At 63.3% G+C, this 13,045-nt stretch carries 14 protein-coding genes; all 14 read left to right on the top strand.

Annotated elements, in window-relative coordinates:
* Positions 1 to 99: 99 nt before the first annotated feature.
* Positions 100 to 576 carry a hypothetical protein gene (locus AB8B02_RS27865; protein WP_439065744.1) on the top strand — a complete coding sequence of 159 codons (477 nt, stop codon included), beginning with the start codon at positions 100 to 102 and terminating at the stop codon, positions 574 to 576.
* Positions 577 to 742: 166 nt separating this feature from the next.
* On the top strand, positions 743 to 1,159 hold the full coding sequence (locus AB8B02_RS27860) for a hypothetical protein (RefSeq protein ID WP_439065743.1): 417 nt from the start codon (positions 743 to 745) through the stop codon (positions 1,157 to 1,159).
* Positions 1,152 to 1,796 carry an antitoxin of toxin-antitoxin stability system gene (locus AB8B02_RS27855; RefSeq protein ID WP_439065742.1) on the top strand — a complete coding sequence of 215 codons (645 nt, stop codon included), beginning with the start codon at positions 1,152 to 1,154 and terminating at the stop codon, positions 1,794 to 1,796. The genes AB8B02_RS27860 and AB8B02_RS27855 overlap by 8 nt, the downstream gene beginning before the upstream one ends.
* A gap of 158 nt (positions 1,797 to 1,954) precedes the next feature.
* The gene (locus AB8B02_RS27850; protein ID WP_439065741.1) at positions 1,955 to 6,304 is read left to right on the top strand and encodes a strawberry notch-like NTP hydrolase domain-containing protein; all 4,350 of its coding nucleotides are present in this window, start codon (positions 1,955 to 1,957) and stop codon (positions 6,302 to 6,304) included.
* The gene (locus AB8B02_RS27845) at positions 6,305 to 7,342 is read left to right on the top strand and encodes a DUF7146 domain-containing protein (protein ID WP_439065740.1); all 1,038 of its coding nucleotides are present in this window, start codon (positions 6,305 to 6,307) and stop codon (positions 7,340 to 7,342) included.
* Positions 7,343 to 7,649: 307 nt separating this feature from the next.
* Positions 7,650 to 8,618, top strand: a complete 969-nt coding sequence (locus tag AB8B02_RS27840; protein WP_439065739.1) for a DUF2493 domain-containing protein — start codon at positions 7,650 to 7,652, stop codon at positions 8,616 to 8,618.
* 162 nt (positions 8,619 to 8,780) lie between these two features.
* Positions 8,781 to 9,197, top strand: a complete 417-nt coding sequence (locus AB8B02_RS27835) for a hypothetical protein (RefSeq protein ID WP_439065738.1) — start codon at positions 8,781 to 8,783, stop codon at positions 9,195 to 9,197.
* A 697-nt stretch (positions 9,198 to 9,894) separates the two neighbouring features.
* Complete coding sequence (locus AB8B02_RS27830) at positions 9,895 to 10,296, top strand: single-stranded DNA-binding protein (RefSeq protein ID WP_394083207.1); 402 nt, start codon at positions 9,895 to 9,897, stop codon at positions 10,294 to 10,296.
* 411 nt (positions 10,297 to 10,707) lie between these two features.
* A complete protein-coding gene (locus AB8B02_RS27825; RefSeq protein ID WP_439065737.1) occupies positions 10,708 to 10,875 on the top strand; it encodes a hypothetical protein in 168 nt (55 codons plus the stop codon).
* A 204-nt stretch (positions 10,876 to 11,079) separates the two neighbouring features.
* Positions 11,080 to 11,340 carry a helix-turn-helix domain-containing protein gene (locus AB8B02_RS27820; protein WP_439065736.1) on the top strand — a complete coding sequence of 87 codons (261 nt, stop codon included), beginning with the start codon at positions 11,080 to 11,082 and terminating at the stop codon, positions 11,338 to 11,340.
* A 108-nt stretch (positions 11,341 to 11,448) separates the two neighbouring features.
* Positions 11,449 to 11,727, top strand: a complete 279-nt coding sequence (locus AB8B02_RS27815) for a DNA -binding domain-containing protein (protein WP_394083849.1) — start codon at positions 11,449 to 11,451, stop codon at positions 11,725 to 11,727.
* Positions 11,728 to 11,845: 118 nt separating this feature from the next.
* Entirely contained in the window at positions 11,846 to 12,070 is a 225-nt protein-coding gene (locus AB8B02_RS27810) for a transcriptional regulator domain-containing protein (RefSeq protein WP_394083201.1), read from the top strand.
* A 61-nt stretch (positions 12,071 to 12,131) separates the two neighbouring features.
* A complete protein-coding gene (locus AB8B02_RS27805; RefSeq protein ID WP_394083199.1) occupies positions 12,132 to 12,617 on the top strand; it encodes a DUF2285 domain-containing protein in 486 nt (161 codons plus the stop codon).
* A 137-nt stretch (positions 12,618 to 12,754) separates the two neighbouring features.
* Positions 12,755 to 13,036, top strand: a complete 282-nt coding sequence (locus AB8B02_RS27800) for a helix-turn-helix transcriptional regulator (protein WP_394083197.1) — start codon at positions 12,755 to 12,757, stop codon at positions 13,034 to 13,036.
* Positions 13,037 to 13,045: the final 9 nt, after the last annotated feature.

Genomic DNA, 13,045 nt, shown 5'->3' with positions numbered 1-13,045 from the left:
CTCACCGGCGGGGCGGCTCCGGTCGCCCCGTTTCCTTCCGTCCCATCCATCCAGGCCCGGCATCCCGCCGGGCCTTTCTCGTTTCTGGAGACTGTTTCCATGTCCGCACATATCGTCCATGACACCGCGCCGCTCGGTTCGCTCATCCGCTACTCGGACTCTACGCCCAAACCTCCGACCCGTTTCACCAAGAAACTCGCCGCCTGGGAACGCCGTAACGGTGTCGGCCGGCTGGTGAAGAAGGAACCGGCCCGCAAGCGCCCGACCTATTGCTCACCGGCATCGATCACCCTGCATGAGGGCAATTTCGCCAGCGGCGGCGTCATCCTCGTGACCATCATGCGCACTCATTCGGTCGATAGCGATCTGACCTTCGAGATCGCCGAGCGGCCCGCCATCGGCATGGTGCGGGTGCTTCAGGATTTCGGCGGCAACAGCGAGCTGCTGTACCTGGCCGAAAGCCGCGAAGCCGCCGAGCTGTGGCTGGCGAAGAACCGCTACAGTTCGGCACGGCTCGAGGACGTGACCGCCGATGAGGTTGGCGCAAATGTCGTCGAAGGCCGGGCGGCGGCGTAGTCGGCCGCTTGCGGATCAGCAAATACAACCCGGCCTCGCAAGAGCGCCGGGCTTTTTTGTCTTCCGCATTCAGAGGAAGAGGAAGGCCGAGACGGGTTTGAGCCGGTCGGGTTGAGAGAGAGCGTCCGCCGGTTCGGCCCGTTCCTGCTCTCTGGAGTAACACTCCATGGCCAACTACTTCACCCATTTCTCGTGCTTGCTCGATGTCGGCATACCCGACAATGCCGCCCGAGCACTCGACCTCTACAATCGCCTGTCCGAGGACGGCGCATCGGAAGACCCGCCTTCGGAGGGCTTCCTGCTGTCGATCCAGCCCGAGCATAGCGGCACCCAGCTCTGGATGCGCGATGACGAGACCGGCGATCCCGAGCGATTAATCCAGTTCGTCAAAATCTGCGCGAAGGAATTTGGACTGACCGGCCGTTGGGGTTTTCAATACGCCAACACCTGCTCCACGGCCCGCGTCAACGCCTTTGGCGGCGGAGCGCATGCCCTCGATCTCGGCACCGGCGAAACAATCGCCTGGACCTATACCGACGGCTGGCTCGCCGAAGTCCTCGACGGAGGCGCGCCCGATGCCTGAGATCATCGAAACCACACTCTATCGGCTCGACGAGTTGTCCGACGACGCGAAAGACAAGGCCCGTGCCTGGTATCGCGAAGGCGCCTTCGACTATGACTGGTTCGAATTTGTCTATGACGACTTCGAGCGCGTCAGCGAAATCCTTGGCCTTCGCCTCAAGACCCGCGCCGTCCGCCTCTATGGCGGCGGTGTCAGGCATAAGCCGTGCATCTGGTTCCAGGGCTTCTGGAGCCAAGGCGACGGCGCCTGCTTCGAGACCTTCTATTCCTACCGGAAGGAGGCTCCACGCCGGATCAGAGAGCACGCGCCCCAGGACACCGAGCTTTACCGGATCGCCGATGCCTTGCAGGCGATCCAGCAGCGCAATTTCTACCAGCTTCATGCCGAAGCCAGCCATAGCGGTCATTATTACCACGAATACTGCATGTCGATTTCGGCCGAGCGCGACAGCGCGACCTGGCAGGACATGACCGCCGATGCCGAGGACACCGTGCTCGAAGCGATGCGTGATCTCGCCCGCTGGCTCTACCGCCAGCTCGAAATCGAATACGAGCATCAGACCTCCGATGCCGTCGTCGACGAGAGCATCGAGGCCATGGACTACACTTTCACAGCATCTGGTCGCCGCTTCGGTTGATCCTGACGAGCGCCCCGCCTCGCGGCCGGGCGCTTTTTTCATGTCGGCCACGGCCGGCCATCTGAGAGGAAGAGGAAGGCCGGGACGGGTTTGAGCCAGTGCGGTCGAGAGAGAGCGCTGCGCGGCTCGATCCGTTTCCGCTCTCCGAGGTTCCTCCCATGACATATGCTTCCTCCGCCGCTCCCCTTCCGGCTGCACCGATCGTTCCAGCCGTCGATACGGCCTTCGCTATCCACCAGGCAGCGTTTCTCCTCCTTCCCCATCTCGAACGCGGCCATCGCGTCGATGGCGCCACCCTGCGCGGCGCGATGGAAACCGCCTTCGGCGCATCCGACGCCACCGGCGCCTGGGATTGGAAAACCGCCTATGAAGCCTGCGAAGCGGCGACCATCCTGTTCCTGCGCAAATACGGAAAGGCGCTTTTCCGCAAAGCCGGTTCTCAGGCCGCCGGCCTGCCGCTTCTGGCGAAGGTCGCCGGGCTTCTGCCCACCCACACGCGCCGTTCGGAAGAAAGCCAGACCTTCCAGCAATTCTCGACGCCGATCCCGCTCGGGCTGATCGCCGCAACCGCCGCCGCCATCACGCCCGCCGACCGGGTTCTCGAACCCTCGGCAGGCACCGGCCTGCTCGCCATCCTGGCCGAGATCGTCGGCGGATCGCTCGTACTCAACGAATTGGCGGAAACCCGCGCCGATCTTCTCTCCCACCTCTTTCCGACCATTCTCGTCACCCGCTTCGATGCAGCGCAGATCCACGACCATCTTGACCCGGCTCTTGTGCCGACCGTGGTGCTGATGAACCCTCCGTTCTCGGTGATGGCCAATGTCTCCGGCCGGATGGCGGACGCCGCTTATCGCCATGTCGCCTCGGCGCTGGTGCGTCTGGCCGATGGCGGGCGGCTGGTGACGATCACCGGATCGAGCTTCGCACCGGATACGCCGACCTGGCGTGATGCCTTCGTCCGGCTTCAGGAACATGGCCGCGTGGTGTTCACCGCGTCCATCGACGGCTCGGTCTATGCCAAGCATGGCACGACCATCGACACGCGGCTGACCGTCATCGACAAACTGCCCGCCGACGATCCGGCCGCGTTTCCGGCATCGCCGGGGATCGCGCCCGATGTCGCAACGCTGATAGGCTGGATCGGCGAGCACGTCCCGGCACGTTTGCCGGTCAATGCCGCGATCTCGGTTCCCGCCACTGCACCCACGGCCGCACCGCGAACCGTTCGCGGCTATCTGAAGCGTGCCGCCGCAGCCTCTCCCGTCCGCTCCGTCGCCGAACCCGAAGGCGTCGAACTCGCCTATGACACCGTGGACTGGACACCTGCCGAAGACGGCCGGATCACCGATGCGATTTATGAAGAATACGGATTGCAGGCGATCCGTATTCCCGGCTCCACGGCGCATCCGACCAAGCTGGTGCAATCGGCGGCCATGTCCTCGGTCGCGCCGCCCAAGCCGAGCTACCGGCCGCGGCTTCCCACCAACATTGTCACCGATGGCATCCTGTCCGACGCCCAGTTGGAGACCGTAATCTATGCCGGAGAGGCCCATGCGGACTTCCTCGCCGGATCATGGACGCTCGACGAAACGTTCGATGTCGTCTCGGCTGCACCCGACGATGCACCGAACGCCGTCCGCTTCCGTCGCGGCTTCATGCTCGGCGACGGCACCGGCGCCGGCAAAGGCCGCCAGTCTGCCGGGATCATCCTCGACAACTGGATGCAGGGCCGCCGCAAAGCCGTCTGGATCTCCAAGTCCGACAAGTTGCTCGAAGACGCCCAGCGCGACTGGTCGGCGCTCGGGATGGAACGGCTGCTGGTCACGCCGCTGTCGCGTTTCCCGCGGGGCAAGGACATTCGCCTGCCGGAGGGCATCCTGTTTACGACCTATGCCACGCTACGCTCCGACGAGCGCGGGAGCAAGGTTTCGCGGGTCAAGCAAATCGTCGAATGGTTGGGCTCCGACTTCGATGGAGTGATCATTTTCGACGAAAGCCATTCGATGCAGAACGCCGCTGGTGGCAAAGGTGAGAGGGGCGACGTCGCCGCTTCGCAGCAGGGTCGCGCCGGGCTTCGCCTTCAGCACGCCCTGCCGAATGCCCGTATCGTTTATGTGTCGGCGACTGGCGCCACGACGGTCCACAATCTTGCCTACGCCCAACGATTGGGCTTGTGGGGTGGCGAGGATTTCCCGTTCTCGACCAGGGCGGAATTCGTCGAAGCCATCGAAGCGGGCGGCGTCGCGGCGATGGAGGTGCTTGCCCGCGACCTCCGGGCGCTCGGTCTCTACACCGCCCGGTCACTCTCTTATGATGGCGTGGAATACGAACTGGTCGAGCATCAGCTTACGCCCGAACAGACCCGCATCTACGATGCCTATGCCGGGGCGTTCAGCGTCATCCATAACAATCTCGATGCCGCGATGCAGGCCGCCAACATCACCAGCGGCGACAGCGGCTCCGGCACGCTGAACAGGCAAGCGAAGTCCGCCGCACGTTCCGCCTTCGAGTCGGCCAAGCAGCGCTTCTTCGGCCATCTCCTCACCAGCATGAAGACCCCGACGCTGATCGCCGCCATCGATCGCGATCTGGCGGATGGCCATGCCGCCGTAATCCAGATCGTCTCCACAGGCGAAGCCCTGATGGAACGCAGGCTGGCCGAGCTTCCCGTCGAGGAATGGAATGACGTCCGCGTGGACATCACGCCCAGGGAATACGTCCTTGATTACCTCGCCCATTCCTTCCCGGTGCAGCTCAACGAGCCCTTCACCGACTCGGAGGGCAACCTGTCATCGAGGCCGGTCTACCGCGACGGCCAGCCGGTCGAAAGCCGCGAGGCCGCCGCCCGCAGGGATCGGCTGATCGAGAAACTCGCCTCGCTCCCACCCGTTCCGGGCGCACTCGACCAGATCATCCAGCGGTTCGGAACCGACGTCGTGGCCGAGGTCACGGGCCGCTCGCGTCGCATCGTCCGCAAGACCAGCCCCGGCGGCGTTGATCGTCTCGCCGTCGAGAACCGCGCCGGATCGGCCAATCTCGCGGAAACCGCCGCCTTCATGGACGACCAGAAGCGTATCCTGATCTTCTCGGACGCGGGCGGCACCGGGCGATCGTACCATGCCGACCTCAATGCGAAGAACCAGCGGCTGCGCATCCACTACCTGCTCGAACCGGGCTGGAAGGCCGACGCCGCCATTCAGGGGCTGGGTCGCACCAATCGGACCAATCAGGTGCAACCTCCGCTGTTCCGTCCTATCTCGACCGACGTAAAGGCCGAAAAACGCTTTCTTAGCACCATCGCCCGCCGCCTTGACACGCTGGGCGCGATCACACGCGGCCAACGCCAGACCGGCGGTCAAGGCCTGTTCCGGCCCGAGGACAATCTGGAATCGCACTATGCCCGCGACGCCCTGCGCCAGCTCTATCTCCTGCTGGTCCACGGCAAGGTCGAGGGTTGCTCGCTTCAGATGTTCGAGGACGCCACCGGCCTCAAGCTCATGGACGATACCGGCATCAAGGACGAACTGCCGCCCATCACCACGTTCCTGAACCGCTTGCTGGCGTTGACCCTCGATCTGCAGGGCGTGCTGTTCACCGCTTTCGAGCAATTGCTGAACGCCAAGATCGAGGGCGCTATCGCCTCCGGCAGCTACGATGTCGGGCTGGAAACCCTGCGGGCGGAATCGTTCGTCGTCACCGACCGCCAGACCATCCACGTCCATCCGGGCACTGGCGCCGAAGCCCGGTTGCTGACCATCACGCAGCGAGAGCGCAACCGCCCGGTCACGCTCGCCGAGGCGCTCGAACAGCTTGCCGACCCTCGGGCGAAACTTCTCATCAATGAACGCTCCGACCGCGCCGCCGTGCAGATCCCGACCACCAGCGTCATGCTCGACGATGGAGAGATCGAACGGCGCATCCGGCTGATCCGGCCGATGGAGGCGCATAATATCCCGGTCAAGATGATGGGCGAGACCCATTGGGTCGAAACGGACGAGGCCGCATTTGCATCTGCCTGGACTGTCGAGGTGGCCGAGGTGCCGGAGTTCGTCGATAGCACTATCCACGTCGTCAGTGGCCTGTTGCTGCCGATCTGGAAACGCCTGCCGAATGACTCGACGCGGGTTTACCGGCTCCAGACCGATGACGGCGAGCGTATCGTCGGCCGCCGCGTATCGCCTGCCTGGGTCGCCGGCGCGATGGCCACCGGCACCTCGGCGCTAACGCCGGACGACGCCTTCGCAGCACTTATGGACGGCAAGACCATCCTCGATCTGACCGAAGGGCTCCAGCTTCGGCGCAGCCGCGTCATGGGCGCCAACCGCATCGAGCTGTCGGGTTTCACCGACGTCATGCGGGACCGTCTTTCGGCCTACGGCCTCTTCCACGAAATCATCTCGTGGAAGCTGAGGATGTTCATCCCCACCGATGCTTCCGGCCCCGCCATCCTGGCCAAGGTGCTGGACCGCTACCCTGTCCAGCGCGTCGGCGAACGGGAGGCATAGATGGCTCGTCAGGATGCCTCCGAGCTCGCGCAACGTCTCGGCCGTCAGGCCGAGGCGGTGTGCAAGCACTATCTGTCGAACGGCCATCGCGAAGGCCGATATTGGCTGGTCGGCGATGTCCAGAACAACGCCGGCCGCTCGATGTTCGTGCGCCTGACCGGCCCGGAATCCAGCAAGGGTGCAGCGGGAAAATGGACCGACGCGGCGACCGGCGAACATGGCGACCTGCTCGACGTCATCCGCGAGAGCTGCGGCCTCATCGACTTCAGGCAAGTCGCTGACGAAGCCCGGTCCTTCCTCAGTCTGCCAAGACCGGAGCCTGATCCGGTTCCCCGATCCCGGCCGGGAACAGCGCCAGCCGGATCGCCGGAAGCGGCACGGCGTCTGTTCGCCATGGCGCAGCCGATTGCCGGAACCGTCGTGGAAGCGCACTTACGGAAACGTGCGATTACGGCTTTGCACGAAACCGGCAGCCTCCGGTTCCATTCGCACTGCTACTATCGGCCCGAGGGGCATGGTCCCACCGAGACCTGGCCCGCGATGATCGCTGCCGTCACCGACTTTGGCGGCGCCCAGACCGGCGCGCATCGCACCTGGCTCCTGCCCGATGGAAGCGACAAAGCCCCTGTCGAAACGCCGAGGCGGGCGATGGGGCATCTCCTGGGGCACGGCGTCCGCTTCGGTATGGCGCAAGACGTCCTGGCTGCCGGCGAAGGAATCGAGACCGTGCTGTCAGCACGCTCTGGCCTGCCCCATATGCCGATGATGGCGGCGCTCTCGGCGGCGCACCTCGCCGCCATCCTGTTTCCCGCAACACTGCGGCGGCTCTATATCGTGCGCGATCAAGATCAGGCAGGGAATGGCGCACGAGACAGCCTGATCGAACGGGCGCAGACGGTCGGGATCGAAGCGGTCGTCCTGTCACCAGTGCTCGGGGACTTCAATGAGGATCTACGTCAGCTCGGCATCGATGCGCTGCGGGCGGCCTTGCGGGTTCAGATCGTTCCTGAAGACGTCAGCCGATTTCTCGCAACGTAAGGACGCATCGGTCACGCCAGGGATAAGCCGCGCAGCAGCCCGAAACCTGCAGTATCCGGTCAGGATGTTTCCCCAATGTGTCGGAGAGGCCGCCGCCCACGGCCTTCTGAGAGGGCGATCGAGCCGTCAAACGGCCCCGACCGGCAATGGCTCCGCCCGGCTATTTTCCGCCGCGCCTTGGGGGCGCTTTGCATCGCGAGGCAAAATAGCCGGTCTTCGCCATCCAGCGCTTGAGGCTTGGCCCTTCGCTTCGCTGCGGGTGCAGGTCCGGTCCGCCCGACAGCTTTCGTCGCCTGCGAAGGCCGCGATGGGCGCGGTCGATCCGACGAGGGCGAATACCATGATGACCGACTACGATGACGCAGGTTTCGAGCCGCCGCACATCTCATCCCCTACCGATCACCTCCTCAACGAACTCCAGCTCTACGGCTACCGTCCCTTCGAGGATGAACCCGACCCAAGGCCGCTTCCCGAAGGCAATGCTGTCGCTGGCGCCGTCGCAGACATCTTCGACGCCCTGATCGCGACCCTCGGCGACACCCGCCTGGAGCCCGACCTCGACGAGCTGTTGTGGTCGACCGTCAATCTCTTCCACCGCGCCACCGCCCGGATCGAACGCGATCTGGATGATAACGAGCAGGCGCAGCGCCGCGGCCAGAGGGAACAGGATGGCAGCGAGGTGAAGTCGGTCGAGCTGGAGCGCCTGACGGCAGAGGGGCAGACCTTCATCGAGCGGCGCAACAGCATGGAACTCTTCCGCGATGTCGCCGCCGAACAGTTCGAGCGCCACACCGGATCGGCCTGGCGGCCGCGCTCCGGGTCGATGGTCAACCACCGCAACCTGACCTCAGCGATGATCGACAGCCGGGACTTCCTCGCCGCCAAGCGTCGGGCCGAAACCGAGGTGATGCTGCCCGCCGGTCCCAAGGTCGCCTTCACCGGCGGTCTCGACTTCAACGATCATCACCTGATCTGGGCCAAGCTCGATCAGGTCCATGCCAAATATGCCGATATGGTCTTGCTGCACGGTGGATCACCGAAGGGCGCCGAGTTGATCGCGGCAAAATGGGCCGACAATCGCAAGGTTCCGCAGGTCGCCTTCAAACCCGACTGGACACGGCACAGCAAGTCCGCGCCCTTCAAGCGTAACGACGCCATGCTGGATGTCCTCCCGGTCGGCGTCATCATCTTTCCCGGCACCGGGATTCAGGAAAACCTTGCGGACAAGGCCCGCAAGCTCGGCATCCCGGTCATGAAGTTCGACGGCGGCGCGTAAGCACCGCCGCTCGGCGGTGGTTCAGCCGCCTTTACTTGACTACACGATCACACTCTGGCTCAAATATAGCATCCTCGAAGAACCGGCGAAGTAGCATAGTCGCAGGCGGAGCGTACCTCTGGCAGCCTGTCGTAACCCACAACCCTTTCTGTGGAGGCTTCCATGACCCTGATCCTGCTCGCCATCTCCTTGTCGATCGCGCTTTGCGTCATCGCCTATAACTTCGCCATCTATGCCTTGCCCTTCATGGTTGGGCTGACAGCGGTCCAATATACTTATGGGACCGACGCTGGATTTCTGATGTCAGGTTTCGCCGCCATCGGTGCAGCTCTGCTTTCTGTCGGGCTCGTCATCGCCGTGCTCGGCTTTGCGAAGAACCCCGCGCTTCGGCTCATCGCGCTCGCTATTTTCGCCGTGCCGGCCGCCATCGCTGGGTACGCGCTTGTTTACGGCGTCACGAAGAACGCCATAGAATCGACCATTGTGCTCAACCTGCTCGGTGGCGCCGGCGGCCTGTTCATCGGCATCGCGGCAATGCTCAATCTCAACGCCCTCGGATCGGCCGTCCTCTCGCGCTGATCTCAGTATTCAGCAATCTGCCGCTTCCCTCAATATCCGCAAACGACGGCAAACGCCACCGGGCCTCGTTTCCCGCTCAGACCTGCAAATAGCAGCGCCAGATCAACGGTGTTCGTCTCGCGGTCTTGGCGTGATGCGGAACGTCGACAATCGAGGTCGACCTACCACAGGCAGGATCGTTATGCCGCTGATTGACCCCTTGCGCCGTGACCACCGATCATGGCGAACCAGAACCTTCATTCCCTTCTCACATACTGGAGCCGCCCGAGAACAATTGAAGGCGATACGGCGCTTTCAACCTCCCCTATTGCCTGAACGTCCCATGCCATGCCTTGCCTTCCATGAACCCGAAGTGCGGGCCGCATGAGTGGCCAGGGAACCCGGCTGCCTATACTGGAGCAGTTCGCGGAGCCCTGTCTCGATGATGAACACCGGCAAGGACGAAGGTTCCGCTGATCGCTCCGAGGCGCTTCGTCGATGGACATATCCCTCCGACTGACTGATCCCCTAAGCCCGTTCAGTTTCCGCCAGCAACCCCTGCAAACCAGACCGAGTTGGCGCCGAAGCGCCGGCCCGCACCACCCTGTTTCTTCGGGGTTCGCCCTTCGCATTCGCTTCGGTGCAGTCGTCTCCCGACGGTCTTGGCCGGGTCTCGTCGGAGGGACGATCCCTCGGACTGAAGCAACGGAGACATCAAATGCAGAACATCGTCATTCTCGCCGGCAACATCGGCCAGGAACCCGAAACCCGCACCACCCAGGGCGGCACCGGCATCACCCACTTCACGCTGGCCACCTCGCGCGCCCGCTACTCCGAAGGCAAGGTTGTCCGGGACGAAAACGGCCGCCGGGCTCAGGACACCGAATGGCACCGCATCACCGCCTTCAACGGCCTCGGCAAGACCATCCAGCAGTATTGCGAGAAGGGAATGAAGGTTCTGGTGCGCGGCCGCATCCACTACACCAAGTGGACCGACCAGCAGGGCAACGACCGCTACGGCTGCGAGATCATCGCCGAGACGATCGATTTCCTCAGCCGGGCCAAACAGACCGAGAGCAACGACAGCAAGTTCATCGACGACGATGATATCCCGTTCTGAGCGGGAGCCGGAAAGCCCGGCGGTGCAAGCCGCCGGGCTTTCTTCATGTTCATGGCAGGTTGAGGACAAGCAGAGATGGTCACCACGCCCCAACGGTTTGCCTAAACGCAGGAGGACGACGGTTGCCGTCAAGCTCAGGACAGATCGCTTGGTAAGCAGCGTGTCGGTGACAGACTTCAATGTGAGCAGAAGGACATCACCGGCTCCTGTGGTCGAAACACCACCCCCGCTCGAAGACGCAATTCCTTGGTTCATGCCGAAGCCTAATGCGATCAACCCGTGAAGGGTCCGCTACGCAAGCGTGCGGCCTCTGCGGCTTCGCCTGCAAGGTGATCTCGGCCTCAACACAAACACTTCGGACGCCTGTCGCGCGGGGGATGGTCCCCCGCCTCCAAGACAGGAGCCAGAACAATGTCCTTCACCCTCGCACACGCTTTCGCCGTCAGCCTCGCCGCCACCCTCATGGTCTCCGTCGTCATCTTCCAGGCTGGTGACGGCACCGTGGGCGCGATGCCCACCGCCGAGTACGACGGTGACGAATCCACCATCATCAACGAAATCGATCCTTTCGCCCCATGACGGGGCGAAGGCCGTCCCGGCCAAACGAAGCCCCCGGCTTCGCGCGCGGCGGGTCCTCGCACTCGTCTGACGACCGAATCAGTCGCCTTCCGAATTCAGCGAAGAGAGCGCGAAACGCCGATTTGAGGTCGCCAAGCAGGCAAAATACGACTATAATAGCCGTTTTCGTGGCGTGCGTCCAAAGTCCGTAGGAGGTGATCATGAATGATCACCGCCCGACAGACACGGGCCGCACGTGCGTTGCTGGGTTGGAACCAGGAGACGCTCGCTGAGAAGGCCCTCGTATCGCTGACCGCGCTCAAGCGTGTGGAGTCAGTTAACGATCTGCGCGTGCATGAAAGCACCCGCGATCAGGTACGAAGAGCATTGGAAGCAGCCGGTATCGTCTTCATGACTTCCGCGCGGGGCGAAGGGGTTATGGTAGTCGATGAGCAGCCGCAGAATACTGGGCAAAAGCAGCGATAGAGGATCCGGTCGTGTTAGACCGACGCCGGCGATTGCCAGCTGGCCGCCATCACAGTGTCAAATCCCCCTGATATTCGGAGGCCTCAGATTCCAATTGACGCTCCGCTCCTGCGGAGGCTCCAGATGACGACGATCACATTTCTCGATGAGCCACCCTCAAGCGCCGCGCTGACCGAATATGATCGCCAGCACGTCAAGCTCTACGTCCGGCTACTCGATGCCGAGGCCGATGGCGCCGATTGGCAGGAAGCCGCCGAAATCCTGTTTGGTATCGATCCGGCGCGTGAACCCGAACGCGCTCGGCTGATCCATGACAGCCACCTGGCGCGGGCGCATTGGATGACGGAACACGGCTATCGGCAACTGCGCCGAGGCCGCCCGAACTGACATCTGGTGTTGTCGCTGCGGCAACACCTGTTGTCCCACCCTGGGCTTTCCACAAAATCGAATCGCGGGAATCAATGCTCGCCTGACGTGTGTAAATTCAGTAGTCAGGAGAACTGCCATGATACCTGAAACAACAGGGTGGCGCAGATCACCAGAATACGACTTCATGGATGAAGTCGGCATCGACGATCTCGCATGGGAATGCTTGCGCCGCAACAGCGACTATCAAAAAGATTTCGCAAATCTGTCTAAAACCGCCAAGCTCGACGAGCCTCTCCCGCCCAAGCTGGCGGAACGGTGGGGTTTGCGATTTCGCCGCCCGGCCAAGCCTAAGCAGTGCTGACGAGACCGTCTTCTGGCTTCCAGAGATCGACACCAGCGTCCTCCACCTGGCCCTCGATACAATGTCGCCAGATGAGACGGCCAAGACCCTCGCCGACCTGGCGGAGGCGAAACGGCGCACCACCCCCGAAGGCCTTCATCTGCTCCATCAGGGGATTTCCCCCGCTATCCAGATAATCATCCAGGCAGAGCTTTCACCCGATCGGCCTCTGGCCGCTCTGGTGCCACTCGGAGCCGACGGTCTCGACCGCATTCAGGCGCTGATACGGCTCTGGCGTCATCTGCATCACCTTCCCGTTCCGACCGATACCCGTTTGACCTCGCAGCAACGGCGCAGGCTGAAGAACATGCTGCGCGCCGCCGATGGCCGGGTGAACCATGCCGACTATCGCGAGATCGCCGAAGTGATCTTCGGCGTCGCGCGCGTTGCGGCCGAGCCCTGGAAAACCTCCGCGCTACGCGACGCAACCATGGATCTCGTCAAGGACGGGTTTGCCATGATCGACAGCGACTACCGCAAACTTCTGCGCCATCGCCGCCGTTCGTAACCGGCCGCTCGATCCGGGGTGTGCGATTTTAGGCCCCCCTAAGTTCGCACTCCCCCCTCGCGGTTGCACTTCGCCACCCTGGCCTTCGTCCGCCGCTGACAGTCAGCGGCCCCAACGACCCCCACGGAGGCCCGATCATGTCCCCCAATCTCGCCGGTTTACCACCGCGCTACCTTCGCACCCCTGAAGCTGCCCGTTTCCTCAGCCTGTCCGGTCGGACGCTGGAAAAACACCGGACCTATGGCACAGGCCCCGCCTACCGGAAACTTGGAGGCCGCGTCGTCTATTCGATTGAGGACTTGCAGGCCTGGGCCAACCGCGGCGCCGTCACCTCGACCTCCGATCCGTCCGGCTCGGTCCTTCCCGCGAAACGCCGCGAAGACGATGCGCCCGAGCGCGGCGCGCGTTCGTACCGTTGAGGAGCCGTA

Source organism: Tardiphaga sp. 862_B3_N4_1 (assembly GCF_051811085.1).
Lineage (GTDB): Bacteria > Pseudomonadota > Alphaproteobacteria > Rhizobiales > Xanthobacteraceae > Tardiphaga > Tardiphaga robiniae.
This window is presented reverse-complemented; position numbering and strand designations above follow the sequence as displayed.

Coding starts and splice junctions, on each gene's coding strand:
- AB8B02_RS27865 (WP_439065744.1), top strand. CDS start 100: ATGTCCGCACATATCGTCCATGACACCGCGCCGCTCGGTTCGCTCATC.
- AB8B02_RS27860 (WP_439065743.1), top strand. CDS start 743: ATGGCCAACTACTTCACCCATTTCTCGTGCTTGCTCGATGTCGGCATA.
- AB8B02_RS27855 (WP_439065742.1), top strand. CDS start 1,152: ATGCCTGAGATCATCGAAACCACACTCTATCGGCTCGACGAGTTGTCC.
- AB8B02_RS27850 (WP_439065741.1), top strand. CDS start 1,955: ATGACATATGCTTCCTCCGCCGCTCCCCTTCCGGCTGCACCGATCGTT.
- AB8B02_RS27845 (WP_439065740.1), top strand. CDS start 6,305: ATGGCTCGTCAGGATGCCTCCGAGCTCGCGCAACGTCTCGGCCGTCAG.
- AB8B02_RS27840 (WP_439065739.1), top strand. CDS start 7,650: ATGGGCGCGGTCGATCCGACGAGGGCGAATACCATGATGACCGACTAC.
- AB8B02_RS27835 (WP_439065738.1), top strand. CDS start 8,781: ATGACCCTGATCCTGCTCGCCATCTCCTTGTCGATCGCGCTTTGCGTC.
- AB8B02_RS27830 (WP_394083207.1), top strand. CDS start 9,895: ATGCAGAACATCGTCATTCTCGCCGGCAACATCGGCCAGGAACCCGAA.
- AB8B02_RS27825 (WP_439065737.1), top strand. CDS start 10,708: ATGTCCTTCACCCTCGCACACGCTTTCGCCGTCAGCCTCGCCGCCACC.
- AB8B02_RS27820 (WP_439065736.1), top strand. CDS start 11,080: ATGATCACCGCCCGACAGACACGGGCCGCACGTGCGTTGCTGGGTTGG.
- AB8B02_RS27810 (WP_394083201.1), top strand. CDS start 11,846: ATGATACCTGAAACAACAGGGTGGCGCAGATCACCAGAATACGACTTC.
- AB8B02_RS27805 (WP_394083199.1), top strand. CDS start 12,132: ATGTCGCCAGATGAGACGGCCAAGACCCTCGCCGACCTGGCGGAGGCG.
- AB8B02_RS27800 (WP_394083197.1), top strand. CDS start 12,755: ATGTCCCCCAATCTCGCCGGTTTACCACCGCGCTACCTTCGCACCCCT.